Source organism: Pseudomonas sp. GW456-L13 (genome assembly GCF_017350115.1).
GTDB lineage: Bacteria > Pseudomonadota > Gammaproteobacteria > Pseudomonadales > Pseudomonadaceae > Aquipseudomonas > Aquipseudomonas jessenii.
This window is the reverse complement of the sequence record NZ_JACNAS010000001.1, coordinates 507978-531754: the sequence shown is the minus strand read 5'-3', so window position 1 is coordinate 531754 and position 23777 is coordinate 507978. Positions and strand designations below refer to the sequence as shown.

Annotated in this window: 21 protein-coding genes; 12 read left to right on the top strand and 9 right to left on the bottom strand. The window is 61.2% G+C overall.

All coding sequences use genetic code 11. The features are described 5' to 3' along the window. Position 1: 1 nt before the first annotated feature. The 6 genes from J4D25_RS02280 to gloB form a co-directional block, all read right to left on the bottom strand. Entirely contained in the window at positions 2-1021 is a 1020-nt protein-coding gene (locus J4D25_RS02280; RefSeq protein ID WP_057715037.1) for an ABC transporter permease, read from the bottom strand. Position 1022: 1 nt separating this feature from the next. Beyond that, on the bottom strand, positions 1023-2096 hold the full coding sequence (locus J4D25_RS02275; RefSeq protein WP_057715036.1) for a microcin C ABC transporter permease YejB: 1074 nt from the start codon (positions 2094-2096) through the stop codon (positions 1023-1025). Between the two features lie 4 nt (positions 2097-2100). Continuing rightward, positions 2101-3942 (bottom strand): extracellular solute-binding protein, encoded by a 1842-nt coding sequence (locus J4D25_RS02270; protein WP_057715035.1) that lies wholly within the window; start codon positions 3940-3942, stop codon positions 2101-2103. Beyond that, positions 3939-5759 (bottom strand): extracellular solute-binding protein, encoded by a 1821-nt coding sequence (locus J4D25_RS02265; protein ID WP_373423034.1) that lies wholly within the window; start codon positions 5757-5759, stop codon positions 3939-3941. The genes J4D25_RS02270 and J4D25_RS02265 overlap by 4 nt, the downstream gene beginning before the upstream one ends. A gap of 210 nt (positions 5760-5969) precedes the next feature. Then, complete coding sequence (locus J4D25_RS02260) at positions 5970-7400, bottom strand: transglycosylase SLT domain-containing protein (protein WP_057715033.1); 1431 nt, start codon at positions 7398-7400, stop codon at positions 5970-5972. Positions 7401-7499: 99 nt separating this feature from the next. Continuing rightward, positions 7500-8267 carry a hydroxyacylglutathione hydrolase gene (gene gloB, locus J4D25_RS02255; protein WP_057715032.1) on the bottom strand — a complete coding sequence of 256 codons (768 nt, stop codon included), beginning with the start codon at positions 8265-8267 and terminating at the stop codon, positions 7500-7502. A gap of 65 nt (positions 8268-8332) precedes the next feature. Here gloB and J4D25_RS02250 point away from each other — a divergent pair, with 65 nt between their 5' ends. The 5 genes from J4D25_RS02250 to J4D25_RS02230 all read left to right on the top strand — a co-directional run bounded on the left by J4D25_RS02250 (position 8333) and on the right by J4D25_RS02230 (position 13634). Next, on the top strand, positions 8333-9091 hold the full coding sequence (locus tag J4D25_RS02250) for a class I SAM-dependent methyltransferase (RefSeq protein ID WP_007988453.1): 759 nt from the start codon (positions 8333-8335) through the stop codon (positions 9089-9091). A gap of 92 nt (positions 9092-9183) precedes the next feature. Beyond that, the gene (gene rnhA / locus J4D25_RS02245; RefSeq protein WP_007979123.1) at positions 9184-9636 is read left to right on the top strand and encodes a ribonuclease HI; all 453 of its coding nucleotides are present in this window, start codon (positions 9184-9186) and stop codon (positions 9634-9636) included. A gap of 213 nt (positions 9637-9849) precedes the next feature. Next, positions 9850-10608, top strand: a complete 759-nt coding sequence (gene dnaQ / locus J4D25_RS02240) for a DNA polymerase III subunit epsilon (RefSeq protein WP_046037200.1) — start codon at positions 9850-9852, stop codon at positions 10606-10608. A 141-nt stretch (positions 10609-10749) separates the two neighbouring features. Next, on the top strand, positions 10750-13005 hold the full coding sequence (locus J4D25_RS02235) for an arginine/lysine/ornithine decarboxylase (protein ID WP_057715031.1): 2256 nt from the start codon (positions 10750-10752) through the stop codon (positions 13003-13005). Between the two features lie 14 nt (positions 13006-13019). After that, positions 13020-13634 (top strand): GNAT family N-acetyltransferase, encoded by a 615-nt coding sequence (locus J4D25_RS02230; RefSeq protein WP_057715030.1) that lies wholly within the window; start codon positions 13020-13022, stop codon positions 13632-13634. On the opposite strand, the gene J4D25_RS02225 is transcribed toward J4D25_RS02230, so the two are convergent. Further along, entirely contained in the window at positions 13600-14493 is an 894-nt protein-coding gene (locus J4D25_RS02225; RefSeq protein WP_057715029.1) for a LysR family transcriptional regulator, read from the bottom strand. The two genes, J4D25_RS02230 and J4D25_RS02225, sit on opposite strands and share 35 nt — an antisense overlap. Positions 14494-14581: 88 nt before the next feature. Further along, positions 14582-14809, bottom strand: a complete 228-nt coding sequence (locus tag J4D25_RS02220) for a hypothetical protein (RefSeq protein ID WP_057715028.1) — start codon at positions 14807-14809, stop codon at positions 14582-14584. A gap of 174 nt (positions 14810-14983) precedes the next feature. Here J4D25_RS02220 and J4D25_RS02215 point away from each other — a divergent pair, with 174 nt between their 5' ends. Next, complete coding sequence (locus tag J4D25_RS02215; RefSeq protein ID WP_057715027.1) at positions 14984-15544, top strand: NADPH-dependent FMN reductase; 561 nt, start codon at positions 14984-14986, stop codon at positions 15542-15544. 196 nt (positions 15545-15740) lie between these two features. On the opposite strand, the gene J4D25_RS02210 is transcribed toward J4D25_RS02215, so the two are convergent. Further along, positions 15741-16691: a DUF1853 family protein gene (locus J4D25_RS02210; protein WP_057715026.1), complete on the bottom strand. Its 951-nt coding sequence runs from the start codon at positions 16689-16691 to the stop codon at positions 15741-15743. A 117-nt stretch (positions 16692-16808) separates the two neighbouring features. Between J4D25_RS02210 and J4D25_RS02205 the strand changes: the two genes are divergently transcribed. The 6 genes from J4D25_RS02205 to pepN are packed head-to-tail and all read left to right on the top strand — an operon-like array spanning position 16809 to position 23324. After that, complete coding sequence (locus tag J4D25_RS02205) at positions 16809-17699, top strand: NAD(+) kinase (RefSeq protein ID WP_008016128.1); 891 nt, start codon at positions 16809-16811, stop codon at positions 17697-17699. Further along, positions 17696-18670, top strand: a complete 975-nt coding sequence (locus J4D25_RS02200; RefSeq protein WP_371319467.1) for a metallophosphoesterase — start codon at positions 17696-17698, stop codon at positions 18668-18670. Before J4D25_RS02205 ends, J4D25_RS02200 begins: the two co-directional genes overlap by 4 nt. Further along, positions 18667-19536 carry a rhomboid family intramembrane serine protease gene (locus tag J4D25_RS02195; RefSeq protein ID WP_057715024.1) on the top strand — a complete coding sequence of 290 codons (870 nt, stop codon included), beginning with the start codon at positions 18667-18669 and terminating at the stop codon, positions 19534-19536. Before J4D25_RS02200 ends, J4D25_RS02195 begins: the two co-directional genes overlap by 4 nt. 32 nt (positions 19537-19568) lie before the next feature. Then, complete coding sequence (locus J4D25_RS02190) at positions 19569-19829, top strand: YeaC family protein (protein WP_053158810.1); 261 nt, start codon at positions 19569-19571, stop codon at positions 19827-19829. Continuing rightward, entirely contained in the window at positions 19826-20656 is an 831-nt protein-coding gene (locus J4D25_RS02185) for a DUF2797 domain-containing protein (protein ID WP_057715023.1), read from the top strand. The genes J4D25_RS02190 and J4D25_RS02185 overlap by 4 nt, the downstream gene beginning before the upstream one ends. A gap of 10 nt (positions 20657-20666) precedes the next feature. Beyond that, complete coding sequence (gene pepN, locus J4D25_RS02180; RefSeq protein WP_057715022.1) at positions 20667-23324, top strand: aminopeptidase N; 2658 nt, start codon at positions 20667-20669, stop codon at positions 23322-23324. Positions 23325-23777 lie beyond the last annotated feature (453 nt).

Genomic DNA, 23777 nt, shown 5'->3' with positions numbered 1-23777 from the left:
TTCACTTCCTCGGGTCGAAGGCATCGCGAGCGGACTCGCCGATGAACACCAGCAGACTCAACATCAAGGCCAGCACGGCGAAGGCGCTGATGCCCAGCCACGGCGCCTGCAGGTTGGATTTGCCCTGGGCCACCAGTTCACCCAGGGACGGGCTGCCCGCCGGCAAGCCGAAGCCGAGGAAGTCCAGGGCGGTCAGCGTACCGATGGCGCCGGTGAGGATGAACGGCATGAAGGTCATGGTCGAAACCATCGCGTTGGGCAGGATGTGACGGAACATGATCGCGCCGTTCTGCATGCCCAGGGCGCGGGCGGCGCGCACGTATTCCAGGTTGCGCCCGCGCAGGAACTCGGCGCGCACCACGTCGACCAGGCTCATCCATGAGAACAGCAGCATGATCCCCAGCAACCACCAGAAGTTGGGCTGCACGAAACTGGCAAGGATGATCAGCAGGTACAGCACCGGCAATCCGGACCAGATTTCCAGGAACCGCTGCCCGGCCAGATCCACCCAGCCGCCGTAGAAACCCTGCAAGGCCCCGGCGATCACGCCGATGATCGAGCTGAGCACGGTCAGGGTCAGGGCGAACAGCACGGAAATGCGGAAACCGTAGATCACCCGGGCCAGCACGTCGCGGCCTTGATCGTCGGTGCCCAGCAGGTTGTCCGTCGAGGGCGGGGCCGGGGCCGGGACTTTCAGGTCGTAGTTGATGCTCTGGTAGCTGTAGGGAATCGGCGCCCACAGCACCCAGGCGTCCTTGGCCTTGAGCAGTTCGCGGATGTACGGGCTCTTGTAGTTGGCTTCCAGCGGAAATTCGCCGCCGAAGGTGGTTTCCGGGTAGCGTTTGAGCGCCGGGAAGTACCAGTTGTTGTCGTAGTGCACCACCAGCGGCTTGTCGTTGGCGATCAACTCGGCACCCAGGCTTGCGCCGAACAGGACCAGGAACAGCCACAGCGACCACCAGCCACGCTTGTTGGCCTTGAACAGTTCGAAGCGGCGGCGATTGAGAGGGGACAGGTTCATCTCAATGCTCCCGGCTTTCGAAGTCGATGCGCGGATCGACAAAGGTGTAGGTGAGGTCGCCGATCAGTTTCACCACCAGCCCGAGCAGGGTGAAGATGAACAGCGTGCCGAACACCACCGGGTAATCGCGGTTGATCGCCGCCTCGAAACTCATCAGGCCGAGGCCGTCGAGGGAGAAGATCACCTCCACCAGCAACGAACCGGTGAAGAAGATGCCGATGAAGGCCGAAGGAAACCCGGCGATCACCAGCAGCATGGCGTTGCGGAACACGTGGCCGTACAGCACGCGGTGGTTGGTCAGGCCCTTGGCCCTGGCGGTGATCACGTATTGCTTGTTGATCTCGTCGAGGAAGCTGTTTTTGGTCAGCAGGGTCATGGTTGCGAAGTTGCCGATGACCAGCGCGGTCACCGGCAGCGCCAGGTGCCAGAAGTAGTCGAGGATCTTGCCGCCCATGCTCAGTTCATCGAAGTTGTTCGAGGTCAGCCCGCGCAAGGGGAACCAGTCCAGGTAACTGCCGCCGGCGAACACCACGATCAACAGGATGGCGAACAGGAACGCCGGGATCGCGTAGCCGACAATGATCGCCGAACTGGTCCAGACGTCGAAGTGGCTGCCGTGCCGCTTGGCCTTGGCGATCCCCAGCGGGATCGACACCAGGTACATGATCAGCGTGCTCCACAGCCCGAGGGAGATCGACACCGGCATCTTTTCCTTGATCAGGTCGATGACCTTGGCGTCGCGGAAGAAGCTGTCGCCGAAATCCAGGGATGCATAGTTCTTGACCATGATCCACAAGCGTTCCGGCGCCGATTTGTCGAAGCCGTACATGTGCTCGATTTCCTTGATCAGCGCCGGGTCCAGGCCCTGGGCGCCGCGATAGGCCGAGCCTGCCACCGAGACTTCGGCACCACCGCCGGCGATGCGGCTGGTGGCGCCCTCGAAGCCTTCGAGCTTGGCGATCATCTGCTCCACCGGTCCACCGGGGGCCGCCTGGATGATCACGAAGTTGATCAGCAGAATGCCGAACAGGGTCGGAATGATCAGCAACAGTCGCCGAAAAATGTACGCCAGCATCTGATTACTCCGTGCCCGCAGGATCGGCCTGCAGTGTGGTTTCGACTTCTATTGCCGGCTTGATGTCCGGCTTGACCCACCAGGTGGCCGTGCCGATATCGTATTTAGGCGAGACCTTGGGATGGCCGATGTGGTTCCAGTACGCCACGCGCCAGGTCTTGATGTGCCAGTTGGGTATTACGTAATAGCCCCATTGCAGTACTCGGTCCAGCGCGCGGGCGTGGGCCACCAGGCTGTTGCGCGAATCGGCGTTGATCAGTTGCTCGACCAGCTGATCGACCACCGGATCTTTCAGGCCCATGGAGTTGCGGCTGCCGGGCTTGTCGGCGGCATCCGACATCCAGAATTCCCGTTGTTCGTTACCCGGCGAGTTGGACTGCGGGAAACTGCCGACGATCATGTCGAAGTCCCGGGAACGCACGCGGTTGATGTACTGCGAGACGTCGACCCGGCGGATCACCAGGTCGATGCCCAGGTCGCTCAGGTTGCGTTTGAACGGCAGCAGCACCCGTTCGAATTCGGTCTGGGCCAACAGGAACTCGATGACCACCGGCTTGCCGGTGGCATCGACCATCTTGTCATCGACGATGCGCCAGCCGGCCTCCTGCAGCAATTGATAGGCTTGCCGTTGCTGGGCGCGGATCATGCCGCTGCCGTCGGTGGTCGGGTTCTGGAAGGCTTCGTTGAACACCTGCGGCGCCAGCTTGCTACGGAACGGTTCGAGGATCGCCACCTGATCGGTGTCAGGCAGGCCGGTGGCGGCCATTTCCGAGTTCTCGAAGTAACTGCGGGTACGCGCGTAGGCACCGTTGAACAATTGCTTGTTGGTCCATTCGAAATCCAGCAACAGCGACAAGGCCTGGCGCACCCGCACATCCTGGAACACCGGGCGGCGCATATTGAATACGAACCCTTGCATGCCGGTGGGATTGCCGTTGGGAATCTGTTCCTTGACCAGTCGACCTTCGGTGACCGCCGCAATGTTGTAGGCGTTGGCCCAGTTCTTCGCGGTCATTTCCAGCCAGTAGTCGAACTGCCCGGCCTTGAGCGCTTCCAGGGCCACGGTGTTGTCGCGGTAGTAGTCGGTGGTCATCACGTCGAAGTTGTAGAAACCGCGATTGACCGGCAGGTCCTTGCCCCAGTAGTCCTTGACCCGCTCGTATCGCACCGAGCGTCCGGCCTTCACTTCGCTGACCTTGTACGGGCCACTGCCCAGCGGCATTTCCAGGTTGCCCTTGTTGAAGTCACGGTCGGCCCACCAGTGCTTTGGCAGTACCGGCAACTGGCCGAGGATCAGCGGCAGTTCGCGGTTGTTGGTGTGCTTGAACTTGAACAGTACGGTGAGCGGGTCTTCGGCGATCACTTCGGCCACATCGCTGTAGTAGCCGCGGTACATCGGCGCGCCGTCCTTGGTCAGCATCTGAAAGCTGAACACCACGTCCTCGGCGCGAATCGGATGGCCGTCATGGAAGCGTGCCTCCGGGCGCAGGTAGAAGCGCACCCAGGCGTTGTCCGGGGCTTTCTCGATCAGGCGGGCGATCAAGCCGTACTCGGTGAACGGCTCGTCCAGGCCTTGCTTGGCCAGGGTGTCGTAGATCATGCCGATATCGTCCGCCGGCACGCCTTTGCTGATGAAGGGGTTAAGGCTGTCGAAGCCGCCGAAACCGGCCTGGCGGAAAATCCCGCCCTTGGGCGCGTCCGGGTTGACGTAGTCGAAGTGTTTGAAATCGGCCGGGTATTTCGGCGGTTCGTTATACAGGGTCACGGCATGTTGCGGGGCGGCGCAGGCCAGCCCGGCGAACAGCACACCGCTGGCCTGCAGGAGCAGGGCACGGATGGGTTTCATTGATCTTTCTCCGAAGATTTCAGCCACCACGCGTTCAGGCCCAGGGTGTAGGGCGGCGTGGTGACGAAGGCGAGCCGGTTGCGGTACCCCAGGCGGTGATAATTGAGGTACCAGTTGGGAACGATGTAGTGCTGCCACAGCAGCACGCGGTCGAGGGCCTTGCCGGCGGCGACCTGTTCATCGCGGGTCCGGGCGGCCAGCAACTGTTCGAGCAAATGGTCGACCACCGGGTTGGCAATGCCGGCGTAGTTCTTGCTGCCCTTGACCCCGGCCTGGCTGGAGTGAAAGTACTGCCATTGTTCCAGGCCCGGGCTGAGTGTCTGGTTGAGGGTCATCAGAATCATGTCGAAATCGAACTGGTCGAGGCGCTGCTTGTATTGCGCGCGATCGACCGTGCGCAGCCGCGCGTCGATGCCGATGCTGGCCAGGTTCTCGACGTAAGGTTGGAGGATGCGTTCCAGGTTCGGGTTGACCAGCAGCAGTTCCAGGCGCAGCGGCTGCCCGGCGGTGTTTTGCAGGCGCTGGCCATTGAGCTTCCAGCCGGCTTCGGCGAGCAGGCCGAGGGCTTTGCGCAGGGTCTCCCGGGGAATGCCACGGCCATCGGTCTGCGGCAGGCTGAACGGCTCGGTAAAGAGCCTGGCCGGCAGTTGCTCGCGATAGGGCTTGAGCAGCAGCCATTCATGTCCGACCGGCAAACCGCTGGCCGAAAACTCGCTGTTGGGGTAATAGCTCATGGCGCGTTGGTAGGCGCCGCCGAACAGCGAGCGGTTGGTCCATTCAAAGTTGAACATCAGCCCCAGCGCTTCACGGACCTTGGTGTCCGAGAAAGCCGGACGGCGGCTGTTCATGAACAGGCCCTGGGTCTGGGTCGGGATCTGATGGGGAATCTGCGCCTTGATCACCTCGCCGCGGCGTACGGCGGGGAAGTTGTAGCCGGTGTCCCAGTTCTTCGCCTGGTGCTCGATATAGATGTCGAACTCACCGGCCTTGAACGCCTCGAACGCCACGACGCTGTCGCGGTAGAACTCGACTTCCATGCGGTCGAAGTTGTACTTGCCGCGATTGACCGGCAGGTCTTTGCCCCAGTAATCCTTGACCCGTTCGAAGACGATCTGTCGTCCTGGCGTGACCGAGGTGATGCGATACGGCCCGCTGCCCAGCGGCGGCTCGAAAGTGGTGGCCTTGAAGTCGCGGCCTTTCCAGTAGTGCTGCGCCAGCACCGGCATTTCACCCAGGCGCAGGATCAGCAGCGGATTGCCGGCTCGCTTGAACACGAAACGGATGCGCTGCGGGTTGAGGATGTCGACCCGCGACACTTCCTGAAGACTGGTGCGGTACAGCGGATGGCCTTCCTTGAGCAACACGCGATAGGAGAACGCGACGTCGTAGGCGGTGATCGGCGTGCCGTCATGGAAGCGTGCTTCGGGACGCAGGTTGAACACCACCCAGCTGCGGTTCTCGTTGTACTCCACCGACTGGGCAATCAGGCCGTAGCTGGACGCGGGCTCGTCACCCGAAGGTGCGTACTGCCCCGTGCCGACCATCAGCGGTTCGTTGAGCTCGTTGATGCCGTATTGCAGGAAACTCGGCGTGGTGACCGGGCTGGTGCCCTTGAAGGTGTAGGGATTGAGCGTGTCGAAGGTGCCAAACGCCATCACCCGCAAAGTACCGCTCTTGGGCGCTTGCGGGTTGACCCAGTCGAAGTGGGTAAATCGGGCCGGGTACTTGAGCGTGCCGAACTGCGCATAACCATGGCTTTCGCTGATCGTCGCGCTTGCGGTGGAGCTTAAGGCCAGGCTGATCAGGAGCAGGGGCAGGGGACGCTTCAAATAGGGGATCCGATCCAGGCGGCTTGGGCTTTGTGGACCGTACAGTAACAGCTTGTATGGACAGGAAAAAGACGGGGGATCCGGGCGATCGCATTCCTGTAGGAGCGAGCTTGCTCGCGATGGTGGTCAATGATGACGCGGGGCACCTGAATCAACTCGGTGCCCTTGGGTTTCTCGCGAGCAGGCTCGCTCCTACAGTTAGTGCGGATTGGCCACCGTCAACATCTGACCAGGCTTGAGCGCCTGGCCGACACGCGGATTCCAGCGCTTGAGGTGCTGCATCTCTACGTTGAAGCGCTTGGCCACGATGTACAGCGAGTCGCCTTGCTGGACCTTGTACTTGGCCTGCTGCTTTTTGGTATTGGCTGCAATCACGGTGTTGACGCGCCCGGAGTTGCGTTTGCTGTTGTCCTGCATGACCAGGGTCTGGCCCGGCTTGAGGTTCTTGCCGCTCAGTTTGTTCCAGCGTTGCAGGTCCTTCACGTCAACGTTGTTGGCCTTGGCGATGGAACCGAGGTTGTCACCCCGCTTGACCCGATAGGAACGCTTGACGCTGGCGACCTGGCTGTCGTCGGCACCTTCGAAGACCGGCTTGAGCGATTTCTTGCTGATCAGTTCTTCAGGACGCATGGTCTGCAGGCTGCTGGTCAGCAATTGCGCCTTGGAGGTCGGCACCAGCAGATGTTGCGGGCCATCGAGGGTGGTGCGCTGCTTGAAGGCCGGGTTGAGCTGGAACAGTTCGTCTTCGTCGATGTTGGCAACTTCAGCAACCTTGGACAGGTCCATGCGCTGGTTGATTTCGACGACCTGGAAGTAGGGCTCGTTGGCGATCGGATTGAGGTTCACGCCGTAGGCTTCCGGCGCCATCACCACCTGTGACAGTGCCAGCAACTTTGGCACATAGGCCTGGGTTTCAGAGGGCAGCGGCAGGTTCCAGTAGTCGGTCGGCAGGCCGAGGCGTTCGTTGCGCTCAATGGCCCGGCTGACGGTGCCTTCGCCGGCGTTGTAGGCCGCCAGGGCCAGCATCCAGTCGCCGTTGAACATGTCGTGCAGGCGGGTCAGGTAATCCAGGGCGGCGGTGGTCGACGCGGTGATGTCGCGACGGCCATCATAGAAGCGGGTTTGACGCAGGTTGAAGTAACGCCCGGTGGACGGGATGAACTGCCAAAGACCCACCGCGTTGGCCCGGGAATAGGCCATCGGGTTGTAGGCGCTTTCGATCACTGGCAGCAGGGCCAGTTCCAGCGGCATGTTGCGTTCTTCAAGGCGTTCGACGATGTAGTGAATGTAGAGGCTGCCACGCTCGCCGGCGTTTTCGAGGAAAGATGGATTGCTGGCGAACCACAGGCGCTGTTGCTCGATGCGCGGGTTGACGCCCAGCCCGTCTTGCAGCTGGAAGCCCTGGCGCATGCGCTCCCAGACGTCCTGGGGAATTTGCGGACTGGGTTTTTCGCTGAGCCAGATCGGCTTCTGCTTGGCGCGCGCGGCGATGTTCTGCGTGTGCGCCGCATCGGTCTGCGGCGCATGGCTGGAACAGCCCGCCAGGGTGGCGGACACAGCCACCGCAATGGCTTGAGCCAAGCGGGTCAATGCGTCTGAACTGATGGCTTTGCGAATAGGTGACGACATTGGCTGGAAGTAAGTTCCGGGCAAAAATGTCGGGCGATTCTAGGAAGCGCACCCTGCGCGGTCAACCTTTCAGAATTGTTGCAATCTTGATAGGCCTCTTTAGAACCTGTCTTTCCACGCTCGAAGCGCCGCAAAAACCATATCGGGCGCCGAGTTATCGGTGCCGGTCCGTTCGTCCGCTTTTTCTTTAACGGATGTTTCACCGGAGCGCAAAAACGGGTTTGTGAGCTTTTCCAGCGCCAGTGTCGACGGCAGCGTCATGATCCCGGATTCCCGTTGGCGGGTGACTTTGGCCAGGCGCTCGGCGGTGTGCGGGTTGTTCGGTTCGACGGCCGCGGCAAACTTCAGGTTGCCGAGGGTGTATTCATGGGTGCAGTACACCAGAGTGTCTTCCGGCAACCCGGCCAGGCGTGTCAGCGAACTGTACATTTGCTGTGGCGTGCCTTCGAACAAGCGTCCGCAGCCGGCGGCAAACAGTGTGTCGCCGCAGAACAGCAAGCCGTGATGGTAATAGGCGATGTGCCCCAGGGTGTGGCCAGGGACTGCGAGGACGTCGAAGTCCCAGCCGAGCACGCAGACCTTGTCGTTGTCCTTGAGCGCAACGTCCCGCGCCGGGATCGTTTCGCTGGCCGGACCATAGACTTTCGCGTCCGTCGCTTTTTTCAGCTGTTCGACGCCGCCGACGTGGTCATGATGGTGATGAGTGATCAAAATATCACTCAGTACCCAGCCCGGATTGGCCGCAAGCCAGGCTTGTACGGGGCCGGCATCACCCGGGTCGACGACCGCGCAGCGCTTGCTGCCGTGGTCTTGTAACAACCAGATGTAGTTGTCGGTGAAGGCGGGCAGGGCAGTGATCTGTATCATCGTCGGATTCGCCAAGCGGAAAACATTGGCGCATCTTAGAACTTCCTGGCGCGTTGGAGAATGCAATGACTGATAAAGCGTTCGCACAAGCCGATCCTGACTGGCTGGCGTTGATCAGCGCCGCCCGCGAGTGGCTGGCCGGTCCCCTCGGGCAATTTCTGCTGGACGAAGAGCGGCGCATGCTCGAAGACGAGCTCGGGCGGTTCTTTGGTGGCTATCTGGTGCATTACGGTCCCTCGGCCCAGACTCCGCCGTCTGCCCCTCAGGTACAGCGCAATGTACGCCTTGGTGCGCCGTTGCCGGGGGTCGAGATCGTTTGTGAGGAGCAGGCCTGGCCGCTGAGCGAGCATGCTGCCGATGTGGTGGTGCTGCAGCATGGCCTGGATTTCTGCCTGTCGCCCCACGGTCTGCTTCGCGAGGCGGCAAGCAGCGTACGTCCCGGCGGGCATTTGCTGATCATTGGCATCAACCCCTGGAGCAGTTGGGGCCTGCGGCATGTGTTTGCCCAGGATGCGCTGCGCAAGGCGCGCTGCATTTCGCCGTCACGGGTTGCCGACTGGCTGAACCTGCTGGGTTTCGCGCTGGAGAAACGCCGCTTCGGGTGCTATCGTCCGCCGCTTGCGTCACCGGCGTGGCAGACCCGCCTGGCCGGTTGGGAGCGCAAGGCCGGTGACTGGCAACTGTCGGGCGGCGGCTTCTATTTATTGGTGGCGCGCAAGATCGTGGTGGGCTTGCGACCGGTCCGCCAGGAGCGGCGCGAACCGATGGGCAAGCTGATCCCGTTGCCGATGGCCAAGGTCAACCGGCGCAACATCGAACCGTAATACACACTTTTCATTTGTGGCCGGGCATGTCCCGGCTTCGGGCGTCGTCGATCAGCGATCGGCGGGCCAGCGCATTTTCTGGATAGATTGGCATGAGCGATAGCGTAGAACTGTTCACCGACGGCGCCTGCAAAGGCAACCCTGGTCCCGGCGGCTGGGGCGCACTGCTGGTGTGCAAGGGCGTCGAGAAGGAACTCTGGGGCGGCGAAGCCAATACCACCAACAACCGCATGGAGCTGATGGGCGCGATCCGTGGCCTGGAGGAGCTCAAGCGTCCCTGCGAGGTGTTGTTGGTGACCGACTCGCAGTACGTGATGAAAGGCATCAACGAGTGGATGGACAACTGGAAGAAGCGCGGCTGGAAAACCGCGGCGAAGGAGCCGGTGAAAAACGCTGACCTGTGGAAGTTGCTCGACGAGCAGGTCAACCGTCACAAGGTCACCTGGAAATGGGTGCGCGGACACATTGGCCATCACGGCAACGAACGGGCCGACCAGTTGGCCAACCGTGGTGTGGATGAAGTGCGTGGGTACAAGCAGGGCTGATTCGGGTACTGCCGATGCACCGCGCCGTGGCCTTCGCGAGCAAGCCCGCTCCCACACTGGATTCGTGTCGTCCACAAAGTTGTGAGCTGACGCCGATTCAATGTGGGAGCGGGCTTACTCGCGAAGGCGGCGACTCGGTGTACCTGAAAGACCCCGGCGAGCGTGTTAACATCGCCGCTTTTGCACGATTGACCGATTGAGAGCTGAGCACTGATGGCCACCAGATCCGTTGTACTCGACACCGAAACCACCGGCATGCCGGTGACCGACGGCCACCGGATTATCGAAATCGGTTGTGTCGAGTTGATCGGCCGACGCCTGACGGGCCGGCACTTCCATGTGTACCTGCAACCCGATCGCGAAAGTGACGAGGGCGCGATCGGCGTCCACGGCATCACCAACGAATTCCTCGTGGGCAAGCCGCGTTTTGCCGAGGTGGCCGAAGAGTTCTTCGAGTTCATCAAGGGCGCGCAGCTGATCATCCATAACGCGGCGTTCGACGTTGGCTTCATCAACAACGAATTCGCCCTGATGGGCCAACAGGACCGCGCGGACATCACGCAGCACTGCTCGATCCTCGACACCCTGATGATGGCCCGGGAACGTCACCCGGGGCAGCGCAACAGCCTCGACGCCCTGTGCAAACGCTATGGCGTCGACAACTCCGGTCGTGAACTGCACGGCGCCTTGCTCGACTCCGAGATTCTTGCCGACGTCTACCTGACCATGACCGGGGGGCAGACCAGTCTGTCCCTGGCCGGCAACGCCTCCGATGGCAATGGCTCGGGTGAAGGGGCGGACAATTCGGCCACCGAGATTCGCCGTTTGCCGGCGGACCGTCAGCCGACGCGCATCATCCGCGCCAGTGAAGACGACCTGGCCCGCCACGCGGCGCGCCTGGAAATCATCGGCAAATCCGCTGGTGCCCCGGCGTTGTGGGTGCAGTTGGCCGAGGCTGAAGCGCAGGCATAACACCCTATTTGGCAGATACTCGCCACAGGGAAACTCCCTCGTCGCCACAAGTTGGTGCATCCCGCTCGCCACATCCGCTGCAACACTCTAACCTGAGGTGATTGGCAGGCTCTGGTCTGCCGCCTCAGGACGCTGAGCCTCATGTACAAAGACTTGAAATTCCCGGTCCTGATCGTTCATCGCGACATCAAGGCCGACAGCGTTGCCGGTGACCGCGTGCGGGGGATTGCCCGGGAGCTGGAGCAGGAAGGGTTCAGCGTCGTTTCGGCGGTGGACTACACCGAAGGACGACTGGTGGCGTCGACTTACCACGGCCTGTCCTGCATGTTGATTGCCTCTGAAGACGCCAGCACCCATTCTCATTTGTTGCAAAACATGGCCGAACTGATCGGTCTGGCGCGGGTGCGTGCACCGGATCTGCCGATCTTCGCCCTGGGCGAAAAAGTGACCCTGGAAAACGCACCCGCCGACGCCATGGCCGAGCTCAATCAGTTGCGCGGCATTCTTTATCTGTTTGAGGACACCGTGCCCTTTCTCGCCCGGCAGGTGGCCCGCGCCGCGCGCAAGTACCTCGATGGCCTGCTGCCGCCGTTTTTCAAGGCGTTGGTGCAGCACACGGCGGATTCCAACTACTCTTGGCACACCCCCGGTCACGGCGGTGGCGTGGCGTACCACAAGAGCCCGGTCGGGCAGGCGTTTCACCAGTTTTTCGGGGAAAACACCCTGCGCTCGGATCTTTCAGTGTCGGTGCCGGAGCTCGGCTCCTTGCTCGATCATACCGGCCCCCTGGCTGAAGCCGAGGCCCGTGCAGCACGCAATTTCGGCGCCGATCACACCTTTTTCGTGATCAATGGCACGTCCACGGCCAACAAGATTGTCTGGCACTCGGTGGTCGCCCGCGATGACCTGGTGCTGGTGGACCGCAATTGCCACAAGTCGGTGCTGCATTCGATCATCATGACTGGCGCCATCCCTCTGTACTTGTGTCCGGAGCGTAATGAACTGGGGATCATCGGCCCGATTCCCCTGAGTGAGTTCAGTCGAGAATCGATCCAGGCCAAGATCGACGCCAGTCCGCTGACCAAGGGGCGTTCACCGAAGGTCAAGCTTGCCGTGGTGACCAATTCAACCTATGACGGCCTCTGCTACAACGCCGAACTGATCAGACAGCAGTTGGGCAATAGCGTTGAGGTGTTGCACTTCGACGAGGCCTGGTACGCCTATGCAGCGTTTCATGAGTTTTTTGCCGGGCGCTACGGCATGGGCACCTCCCGTGATGAAGACAGCCCGTTGGTGTTCACCACCCATTCGACCCACAAGTTGCTGGCGGCCTTCAGTCAGGCATCGATGATTCATGTGCGCGATGGCGGTGCGCGGCAACTGGATCGGGATCGCTTCAACGAAGCATTCATGATGCACATCTCGACCTCGCCGCAGTATGGCATCATCGCCTCGCTGGATGTGGCTTCGGCGATGATGGAAGGGCCGGCCGGGCGTTCGCTGCTGCAGGAAATGTTCGACGAAGCCCTGAGTTTTCGCCGTGCGCTGGCCAATTTGCGCCAGCACATTGCCGCCGATGACTGGTGGTTCTCGATCTGGCAACCGCCGTCGGCGGAAGGCATCGAGCGGGTCGTCACCGAGGACTGGTTGCTGCAACCCGATGCCGACTGGCACGGCTTTGGCGGCGTGACCGACGACTATGTGCTGCTCGACCCGATCAAGGTCACGCTGGTGATGCCGGGATTGACCGCCGGTGGCGCCCTCAGCGAGCGCGGGATTCCGGCGGCGGTGGTCAGCAAGTTCCTGTGGGAGCGCGGCCTGGTGGTCGAGAAGACTGGGCTGTACTCGTTCCTGGTGTTGTTCTCCATGGGTATCACCAAGGGCAAGTGGAGCACGCTGCTCACCGAACTGCTGGAGTTCAAGCGCAGCTACGACGCCAACGTCAGTCTGGCCAGTTGCCTGCCCTGTGTGGCGCAAGAGAATGTCGCACGCTATCAGGGCATGGGGTTGCGTGATCTGTGCGATCAGTTGCATGCCTGTTATCGCAGCAATGCCACCGCCAGGCACCTCAAGCGCATGTACACCGTTCTGCCGGAAGTCGCGATGAAGCCGGCGGACGCCTATGATCAATTGGTGCGGGGTGAAGTCGAAGCCGTGTCGATCGATGCGCTGGACGGGCGGATCGCTGCGGTGATGCTGGTGCCGTACCCACCCGGCATTCCGCTGATCATGCCGGGTGAGCGCTTTACCGAGTCGACCCGCTCGATCATCGATTACCTGGCGTTTGCCCGCGCGTTCGATAGCAGTTTTCCGGGGTTCGTTGCTGATGTGCACGGATTGCAACATGAAGATCAGGGCAGTGGACGGTGCTACACCGTCGATTGCATCAAGGAATGAGGACATTTCCCAGTATGCAGCCGGTTATAAATCCGAATTATCCAGGGTTGTCGGTACGGGTTGCCGACGAGGGTTTTGCCGCCTATATCTGGGGCAGTGATTTCAGTTTTGAAGTCGCGGCCTACGGTGCGGCACAAATAGGAGCGCCGGTGGCACAGTGGCCTGTCACCCCGATCACGCCTTATCGCAAGTGCTACGGCATCGATCCCGAGGAATTCAGCAGCTTTCGCGATTCCGCCGACAGCGCGATTTTCATGGCTTATCTGGATGACCAGCCCGTGGGGCACCTGGTGGTCAGCACCAACTGGAACGGCTTTGCCCATATCGACGAGCTGGCGGTGCACGCACCGGCCCGGCGGCATGGCGTGGCCAAGGCCCTGCTGGATGTGGCGCAGTTCTGGAGCCGCAAGAAAAAGCTGCCAGGCATCATGCTCGAAACCCAGAACAACAACCTGGGGGCCTGCAGGCTCTACGAACGCTGCGGTTACGTGATTGGTGGGATCGACCACCTGCGCTATCGCGGCATCGATCCGAACACCGCCGAAGTGGCGCTGTTCTGGTATCGATTGTTCGAAAACCCGCTGGAAAATCCGTTCAGTTCGTCAGCATCGCCGCGGCTTGTTCCGTGACGATGGTTAACAGTGTCTGAACCGCCGGTGAGGGTTCGGCGTTTTTCAGGGTCAGGGCGTAGAGGCTGATCGGGACCGCTGGCGCCAGCGGGCAGGTGTCCAGCCCCGAGGCTTTGGCGCCGAGGGCGGTGAAGGGGTCGACGATGGCCAGGCCTTCGCCGGCCTCGACCATGCTGCGCATCATCTGATGCGTCTGGACCCGGGTCTGAATCACCGGGGCAGGGCGCAAACCGTGCAGTTTGTTTTCCAGCGCCGGGCTCAACGGGTCCTGCCCCTCCAGGCCGATCATCGATTGGCCGGCCAGATCCTGCAGTGAAATGTATTTCTGTTTCGGTTGCAGCCAGCCATGGGGGGCGAGCAACTGAAGTTTGCCCTGGGCGATCACATGGCAGTCGAGGTCGGCGTGATCGGGGTCATGCAGGCTCAGGCCCAGATCGCTTTCACGCAGCAGCAGGCTTCTGACGATGTCGCGGGTGGGCTGGCTCAGCAGCGTGCAAGGCGCATCGGGCAGGCGTCGGCGCAGGGCCGCGATACTGTGTGGCAACAATTGGTTGGCCAGGGGAGGGGTGCAGATGATGCGCAGCGGCGGCGCCAGGTATTGCCTGAGGCTGTTGGCCAAGCGCTGCACCGGTTCGAGCGCATCGTAGACCCGGGCAATTTCCACCTGCAGTTCCCGCGCTTCGCGGGTGGCCTGCAATCGTCCGCGTACGCTGGCGAACAGCATGAAACCCAACTGATCCTCGGCGTCGCGCAGCAAGCGCTCGACTTCGGCCACCGGCAACTGCAGCCATTCGGCGGCGGTGCCCAGGTGACCGGTCTGCAAGAGTGCCTGGATCACTTCGATATGGCGTAAGCGCATGCGTGAAGTCCATGTTCAGCAGGTGGAGGAGTCAGTGGCTGAATCCTACCCCAAGTCCGTGCATATGACTTCTGCTCATAACGACGGGTTATGAAGCGCTGGCGATTTGCGGTTCGCGGGTAATGGTCACGCCGGTTTGCACCAGCATGAATTCATTGTCGTCGACCTTGTTGACGCGGTCGCCAATGGCCAGTTTGTAGGTGGTGACAGGCCCTGAACCTTCTGCCGCCGGGGTGGAGTCCTGAAACTCGTGCACCGAATAAATGCGGCCTTGCGCGTCTCTTGCATGGAACTGACCGACGAGTACTGCTGCCATCTGCTTAGAACCTCTGGAGATAAATCACTCAATTTGCGGCACTGTAGACCGTGCTTGGGCGAGGTAAGTTTTCCTACGGGAAAAAAATAGTCAGGGACGGGGTTTTCGGTCGCCCGCTGTTTGAATCGTCATCTATAACTACAAGCTCTTCCTATCGGACAGTCGAGAAATCTTATGAGCAACGTCTATACGATCGCCGTCGTGGTCGGCAGCTTGAGAAAGGAATCGATCAACCGCAAGGTCGCACGGGCCCTGATAGAACTGGCGCCGGCCAATCTCAAGCTCAACATTGTCGAAATTGGCGATCTGCCGCTCTATAACGAAGATATCGATGGCGCTTCACCGCCGGCAGCCTACAGCACTTTCCGACAACAGGTGAGCTCATCCGACGCGGTGTTGTTCGTGACCCCGGAATACAACCGGTCGGTGCCGGCACCGTTGAAAAACGCGATTGACGTGGGCTCGCGTCCATATGGCAAAAGCGCCTGGAGCGGTAAGCCGGGAGCCGTTATCAGTGCGTCGCCGGGGGCCGTCGGCGGGTTTGGTGCCAATCACAACCTGCGTCAATCCATGGTGTTTCTCAATGTGCCGATGATGCAGCAACCGGAGGCCTATCTGGGGAACGCCGGTTCGGCGTTCGACGAATCGGGCAAGTTGTCCGAGTCGGTAAAGCCGTTCCTGCAAAGCTTCATCAATGCCTATGGGCAATGGGTCGAGCAGCACAAGAAAGACTGATGGTCATTGGCCGGCGCTTTGTCCTGCGAAGCGTTGGACAATCGGGGATACGGTTGTCTCTTTGGACCGGGTTGACCCTATCGCGAGCAAGCTCGCTCCCACAGGGATCTTCAGTGGATACAAGGCGTGTATACGGCTGAGTTCCAATGTGGGAGCGAGCTTGCTCGCGATGGGGCCGGCTCAGACAACGCAAAACTCAGGCATTGCCCGGCACATTCGGCCAAAGATCCGCCACCAGAAACAATCGCTCGGCCTCTTCCCAGTCGCCGCTGACATTTTCCGCCAGGCGCACCAGCAGTTGTGCTGGCGCCAGCGGGTCCAGGTCATCCAGCCACGCCTGCATCTGTCCGGGGTTCCAGGTGTGCTCCGCCGAATAATGCGCCGGCGCCAGCCAGGCGTGACGGGGCAGGGGTTGCCAGCGACCGGGTGGGCTTTGGGCCAACAACGCCGGCCAATCCTTTTGATGCAACCAGCGACCCCGCAAATGCTGCGGATGGGCACCCAATGGCGGGGCGGCTTGTCCGGGCCACGGGTACAGCAAGTAACCCCCCAGCCATAAATGTGCGCTGAACGCCTGGATATCCAGCGCCGCGAGCACTTCACGGCTCTCGGGGCGTGTGGAAATCGGCAATTGATGCTGGCTCAGGTGCGCCAGTTTGCGGTCGAGCCGGTCGTGGCAGCCCGGGCCCAGCCACTTGGCAGTGTCGTGTCCGTCGCCGGATTGCGGGCCAAGGTAGAGCTTGATCGCCAGTTCCAGGTGATGCACGCCGTCGCGGTCGCGCAGCAGCATGTCCAGTTCACCGAGGGTGTGCCCTTCGCGGCGAATCGGCATGTTGGCGGCAATCAGTTCAATGCCCGGTGCATGCTGCACGGCGAATTGCCAGAGGCGTTCGTAGTACAAGCCCAGGCGCCGGGTCCGGGCCTGTGCCAGCCAGTGCAGCAGGCCATAACTGTCCCGATCCAGTTGCCGCAGCCAATGCTCCAGCCGATCCGGTGCCTGCACCCAGTCGCTGCCGGCCAGCGGGTGACGCTGCGGCCACGGGGTATTGTCCAGCATGGGCGGCGCGAGGATGACCCACGCCAGGTCACGCACTTCGGGATGGCGTAACTGATGGGGCAGGTGGAGCAAATCCGGAAATAGCATCATCTTGCGAGCATAGCCCGAAACCCGGGCACACCCCTGAAACTGAAAGGATTTTGTCTACGGGCGGCTTTCGCCCATAATCGTGGTTTTCGCCGCCACGCAGATCCCCGCAGGAGCCCCATGGAGCAATTTCGCAATATCGGCATCATCGGTCGCCTGGGCAGTTCCCAGGTGCTGGATACCGTCCGCCGACTGAAACGGTTTCTGCTCGATCGTCACCTGCACGTGATCCTCGAAGACACCATCGCCGAAGTGCTGCCAGGGCACGGCTTGCAAACCTCGTCGCGCAAGATGCTCGGCGAAGTCTGCGACATGGTCATAGTGGTCGGTGGTGACGGCAGCCTGCTCGGTGCCGCCCGGGCGTTGGCCAAACACAATATTCCGGTGCTCGGCATCAACCGGGGCAGCCTGGGTTTCCTCACCGATATCCGTCCCGATGAGCTGGAAACCAAGGTCGCCGAAGTGCTGGATGGCCACTATCTGGTGGAAAACCGCTTTTTGTTGCAGGCCGAAGTCCGCCGCCACGGCGAGGCCATCGGCCAGGGCGATGCACTGAACGACGTCGTGCTGCACCCCGGCAAATCCACGCGAATGATCGAGTTCGAGCTGTACATCGACGGCCAGTTCGTCTGCAGCCAGAAGGCCGACGGCCTGATCGTCGCGACGCCGACCGGTTCCACCGCCTATGCGTTGTCCGCCGGCGGGCCGATCATGCATCCCAAGCTCGACGCCATTGTGATTGTGCCGATGTACCCCCATACCTTGTCGGGTAGACCGATTGTGGTCGATGGCAACAGTGAGCTGAAAATCGTCGTGTCCAAGGATATGCAGATTTACCCGCAAGTCTCGTGCGACGGGCAGAACCACTTCACCTGCGCGCCGGGCGACACCATTACCGTCAGCAAGAAAGCCCAGAAACTGCGGCTGATCCATCCGCTGGACCACAATTACTATGAAGTCTGCCGGACCAAGCTTGGCTGGGGCAGCAAGTTGGGGGGTGGAGGCGACTGATGCTCGATCCCGCGCGTAGCTACGACCTGATCGGTGACGTGCACGGTTGCGCTCTGACCCTGGAGCACTTGCTCGACCGACTCGGTTATCACAAGCAGGGTGGCGTCTGGCGACATGCCTCGCGCATGGCGGTGTTCGTCGGCGATATCATCGACCGCGGCCCGCGGATTCGCGAGGCACTGCATATCGTCCACGACATGGTCGAGGCCGGTCAGGCGCTGTGCATCATGGGCAACCACGAGTTCAATGCGCTGGGCTGGAGCACGCCGGCACTGCCCGGCAGCGGCAAGCAGTTCGTGCGTGAGCACACGCCGCGCCATGCCCGCCTGCTGCACGAAACCCTGACCCAGTTCGAACACCATCCGGGTGACTGGCACGACTTCCAGCAATGGTTCTACCAGTTGCCATTGTTCGTTGATGCCGGGCGTTTTCGCGTGGTCCACGCCTGCTGGGACGCCGGGCTGATCGAGCCGCTGCGGGCGTTGTTCCCCAACGGCTGCGTCGACGAGCATTTTCTCCAGGCGTCGGCGGAGTCGGGCTCTTTTGCCTGCACCGTATTCGACCGGCTGCTGCGCGGCACGGACATGCGTTTGCCCCATGGCCTGACCATGACCAGCGGCGACGGTCTGGTGCGTTCGTTCTTCCGCACCAAGTTCTGGGAAGACGATCCGAAAACCTACGGCGACATCGTGTTCCAACCGGATGCACTGCCGGAACCCGTGGCCCGGACGCCGCTGTCGTCCACCGAAAAGAACAGTTTGCTGCGCTATGGCATCGATGAGCCGTTGTTGTTCGTCGGCCATTACTGGCGCAGCGGCAAGCCGGCACCGATCCGGCCGAACCTGGCCTGTCTGGATTACAGCGCGGTGCTGTACGGCAAACTGGTTGCCTACCGACTGGATCAGGAAACCCGCCTGGATCCGCAAAAATTCGTCTGGGTCGATGTCGAGCGGCCGGAGGTGCTGCAATGAGTGCTGTAGCGGTATTGCGTCTGCCCCTGGCGGTGGACTTGAGCGGGTTCGTCACCCTGCTCAAGCGCATGCAAGTGCCCCATCGGGTCAGCGAGGAAGCTGGCGAGCAGGTGCTGTGGGTGCCGGACAACATCAGTGAAGACGTGCGTGCGCTGTACGAGCGTTTTCCGGCGGGTGACCCCGATCAGCAACTGGACATTCCGGTGGCGCAGACCGTCAAGCGCCCGGGGTTCGTCGAGCAGTTGAAATACGCCAGGGCCACCGCGCTGGTGCTGCTGCTGAGCCTGGTTGTCGGCGCGGTGACCATGCTGGGCGACAATCTTGAAACGATGCGCTGGCTGACCTTCCTCGAGTTCCGCGTGGTCGGCGAATACATCCACTTCACGCCACTGGCCGACAGCCTGGCGGCGGGGCAGTGGTGGCGCCTGGTCACGCCGATGCTGATCCACTTCGGCATCCTGCACCTGGCGATGAACGGCATGTGGTACTGGGAGCTGGGGCGGCGCATCGAGTCGCGTCAGGGCAGTATCAACCTGATCGGCCTGACCTTGCTGTTCAGCCTGGTGTCGAACTTTGCCCAGTATTTCTTCAGCGGCCCGACCTTGTTCGGCGGTTTGTCCGGCGTACTGTACGGCCTGCTCGGGCATTGCTGGATCTTCCAGGTGCTGGCGCCGAACCCGGCCTATCGCCTGCCGCGAGGCGTGCTGGTGATGATGCTGGTGTGGTTGCTGCTGTGCCTGTCCGGGCTGGTCTCGATGATCGGCTTCGGCGAGATCGCCAACGCGGCCCACGTCAGCGGGTTACTCATCGGATGCTTCACCGGTTTGTTGGGCGGTTTGTATAACCGCCGTAAACTGGCCGCCTAATTCAGAACATGCAATAAAGAGACGGAGACCCAATGTCCTCTTTTAACGAAATGATCAAGAACATCACCCCCGATATCTACGAGAGCCTGAAACTGGCCGTGGAAATCGGCAAATGGTCCGACGGTGGCAAGCTCACCGCCGAACAACGCGAGCTGTCGCTGCAGGCGATGATCGCCTGGGAAATCCAGAACCTGCCAGAGGACCAGCGCACCGGCTACATGGGCCCGCAGGAATGCAGCTCCAAGTCGATTCAAGTGCCGAATATTCTGTTCAAGTCGGATGCCATCCATTGATCGAGATTGGCCGCGGTGCAATCAGCAAAATGTCGGCGCGCCTGGACGGGCCGAACGTGCAATACGCATTTCGTCTGGGCGAAACCGAGGTCCCGGTCAATCCGTTGATCGGTACCACGGTGCGCCTGGAATACCTGGGCGCGATCCACTGCACCCATTGCGGACGCAAGACCAAGACCAGTTTCAGCCAGGGTTACTGCTACCCGTGCATGACCAAACTGGCCCAGTGCGACGTGTGCATCATGAGCCCGGAACGCTGCCACTTCGAGGCTGGCACCTGCCGGGAGCCTGAGTGGGGCCAGAAGTTCTGTATGACCGATCACGTGGTGTACCTGGCCAATTCGTCGGGGGTCAAAGTCGGGATTACCCGCGCCACCCAGTTGCCGACCCGCTGGCTCGACCAGGGTGCGAGCCAGGCCTTGCCGATCATGCGCGTATCGACTCGCCAGCAGTCCGGTTTCGTCGAGGATCTGTTGCGCAGCCAGGTGGCCGACAAGACCAACTGGCGCGCTTTGCTCAAGGGCGATGCGGTGGCGGTGAACCTGGCCGAGGTCCGCGATCAACTGTTCGACAGCTGTGCCGAAGGTTTGCTCGGGTTGCAGCAGCGATTTGGCTTGCAGGCGATCCAGCCGGTGACCGACGTCGAACCGCTGGAAATCCGCTACCCGGTCGAGCAGTACCCGGCGAAGATCGTCAGCTTCAACCTGGACAAGAACCCGATTGCCGAAGGCACGCTGATGGGGATCAAGGGTCAATACCTGATCTTCGACACCGGCGTGATCAACATTCGTAAATACACGGCTTACCAGCTCGCCGTGCATCAGTAAGGACTCCAGCATGCGCACCGAACAACCGAAGATGATCTACCTCAAGGACTATCAGGCGCCCGAGTACCTGATCGACGAAACGCACCTGACCTTCGAGTTGTACGAGGACCACAGCCTGGTCCATGCGCAACTGGTGATGCGCCGCAACCCCGAGCGTGGCCCGGGCCTGCCGCCGCTGGTGCTGGACGGCCAGCAGCTGGAACTGCTGTCGGTCACTCTTGCCGACCAGGAGCTTTCCGAGGCGCAGTATCAGCTGACCGAGAATCACCTGACCCTGCACCCGACCAGCACCACCTTCACCGTCGATACCAGCGTCCGGATCCACCCGGAAACCAATACCGCGCTGGAAGGCTTGTACAAGTCCGGCACGATGTTCTGCACCCAGTGCGAGGCCGAAGGTTTTCGCAAGATCACCTATTACCTCGACCGCCCGGACGTGATGAGCACCTTCACCACCACGGTCGTCGCCGAACAACACAGTTATCCGGTGCTGCTGTCCAACGGCAACCCGATCGCTTCCGGTCCCGGTGAAGAGGGCCGGCACTGGGCGACCTGGGAAGACCCGTTCAAGAAACCGGCGTACCTGTTTGCGCTGGTGGCCGGCGACCTGTGGTGCGTCGAAGACAGCTTCACCACCATGAGCGAGCGCAACGTGGCGCTGCGCATTTACGTCGAGCCGGAAAACATCGACAAGTGCCAGCACGCGATGAACAGCCTGAAGAAATCCATGCGCTGGGACGAAGAGGTCTACGGTCGCGAGTACGACCTGGACATCTTCATGATCGTCGCCGTGAATGACTTCAACATGGGCGCCATGGAAAACAAGGGCCTCAACATTTTCAACTCCAGCGCCGTGCTGGCCAAGGCCGAAACCGCCACCGATGCCGCGCACCAGCGGGTCGAGGCGATCGTCGCCCACGAGTACTTCCACAACTGGTCGGGTAACCGCGTGACCTGCCGCGACTGGTTCCAGCTGTCGCTCAAGGAAGGCTTCACCGTGTTCCGCGATGCCGGTTTCTCCTCGGACATGAACTCGGCCACGGTCAAGCGCATCCAGGATGTGGCGTACCTGCGCACCCACCAGTTCGCCGAAGACGCCGGCCCCATGGCCCACGCCGTGCGCCCGGACAGCTTCATCGAGATTTCCAACTTCTACACCCTGACCGTGTACGAAAAGGGCTCGGAAGTGGTCGGCATGATCCACACCTTGCTCGGCGCCGAAGGCTTCCGCAAAGGCAGCGACCTGTACTTCGAACGCCACGACGGCCAGGCCGTGACCTGCGATGACTTCATCAAGGCCATGGAAGATGCCAATGGCGTTGACCTGACCCAGTTCAAGCGCTGGTACAGCCAGGCCGGTACACCGCGCCTGGCGGTGAGCGAGTCTTATGACGCGGCGGCGAAAACCTACAGCCTGACCTTCCGTCAGAGCTGCCCGGAAACCCCGGACAAGGTGCAAAAACTGCCGTTCGTGATCCCGGTCGAACTGGGGCTGCTGGATTCCAAAGGGGCAGCGATTGCCCTGCGTCTGTCCGGTGAAGCCACCGCGCAAGGCACCTCGCGGGTCATTTCGGTGACCGAAGCCGAGCAGACTTTCACCTTCGTCGACATCGCCGAACAACCGTTGCCGTCGTTGCTGCGCGGCTTCTCGGCGCCGGTGAAATTGAGCTTCCCGTACAACCGTGATCAGCTGATGTTCCTGATGCAGCATGACAGCGACGGCTTCAACCGCTGGGATGCCGGCCAGCAACTGTCGGTGCAGGTGCTGCAAGAGCTGATCGCCCAGCAGCAGAAGGGCGAAGCGCTGGTACTCGATCAGCGTCTGGTGACGGCGTTGCGCACGGTGCTTTCGGATGAGTCGCTGGATCAGGCGATGGTCGCGGAAATGCTCTCTCTGCCAAGCGAGGCGTACCTGACCGAGATCAGCGAAGTGGCGGATGTCGAAGCGATTCACACGGCGCGTGAATTTGCCCGTAAGCAACTGGCTGACGCGTTGTTCGAAGGTTTGTGGCTGCGTTATCAGGCCAATCGCGAGTTGTCGAAGCAGACGCCGTACGTGGCCGAAGCCGAGCACTTCGCTCGCCGCGCGTTGCAGAACATTGCGCTGTCGTACCTGATGCTCAGCGGCAAGCCGGAAGTTGTGGCTGCGACTCTGGAGCAGTTCGATTCGTGCGACAACATGACCGAGCGCCTGACCGCACTTGCCGTGTTGGTCAATTCACCGTTCGAAGCCGAGAAGGCCAAGGCGCTGGCCAGCTTCGCCGAACACTTCAAGGACAACCCGTTGGTCATGGATCAGTGGTTCAGCGTCCAGGCCGGCAGCGTGTTGCCTGGTGGTCTGGAGCGGGTTCGTCAGTTGATGCAGCATCCTGCGTTCAACATCAAGAATCCGAACAAGGTGCGGGCACTGGTCGGTGCGTTTGCCGGGCAGAACCTGATCAACTTCCATGCCGCTGACGGTTCCGGGTATCGCTTCCTGGCGGATTTGGTGATCGAGTTGAATGGCTTCAATCCGCAGATTGCTTCTCGGCAGTTGGCGCCTTTGACTCGCTGGCGCAAGTACGACAGTGCTCGTCAGGCTTTGATGAAGGCGGAGCTGGAGCGGATTCGGGCTTCGGGGCAGTTGTCCAGTGATGTGTTTGAAGTGGTCAGCAAGAGTTTGGCTTGATCTTGGCTTTTGAACTTGGCGGCCTTTGGGCCGACCAGGTTCTTGGTTGATTGAGTACATATCCGTTGCTGCGGTAACGGCGGCTGGCGGTTTCGCCCTTACGGCGAGTCCCTTTTGGCAAACGCCCCAAAAGGAACCAAAAGGTCTCGCCCCTTACGTACGGCCCCTCGCTGAGGCTCGGGGTTCCTTCGCTCCGGCATTCATCCGGGGGCATCGCCCTCCGGTTGGCTTCGCTGGCACCTACATGCGATGTGTTCGACTGCGTCGAACGGCGCTGCGCGCCAATCCCCGGATGAACACCTCCACTCAGCCTGCCGAGGGGGCGGGTGGATCAAGATCAAGAGCTGCAGGCGAGCTAACGCTCGGCCTGATGAGTGGTGAGAAGCGACGCGGTGGTGCGGGATGCTCTGCTTTTTGCTCTTCTGTGGGAGCGAGCTTGCTCGCGATGGCGGC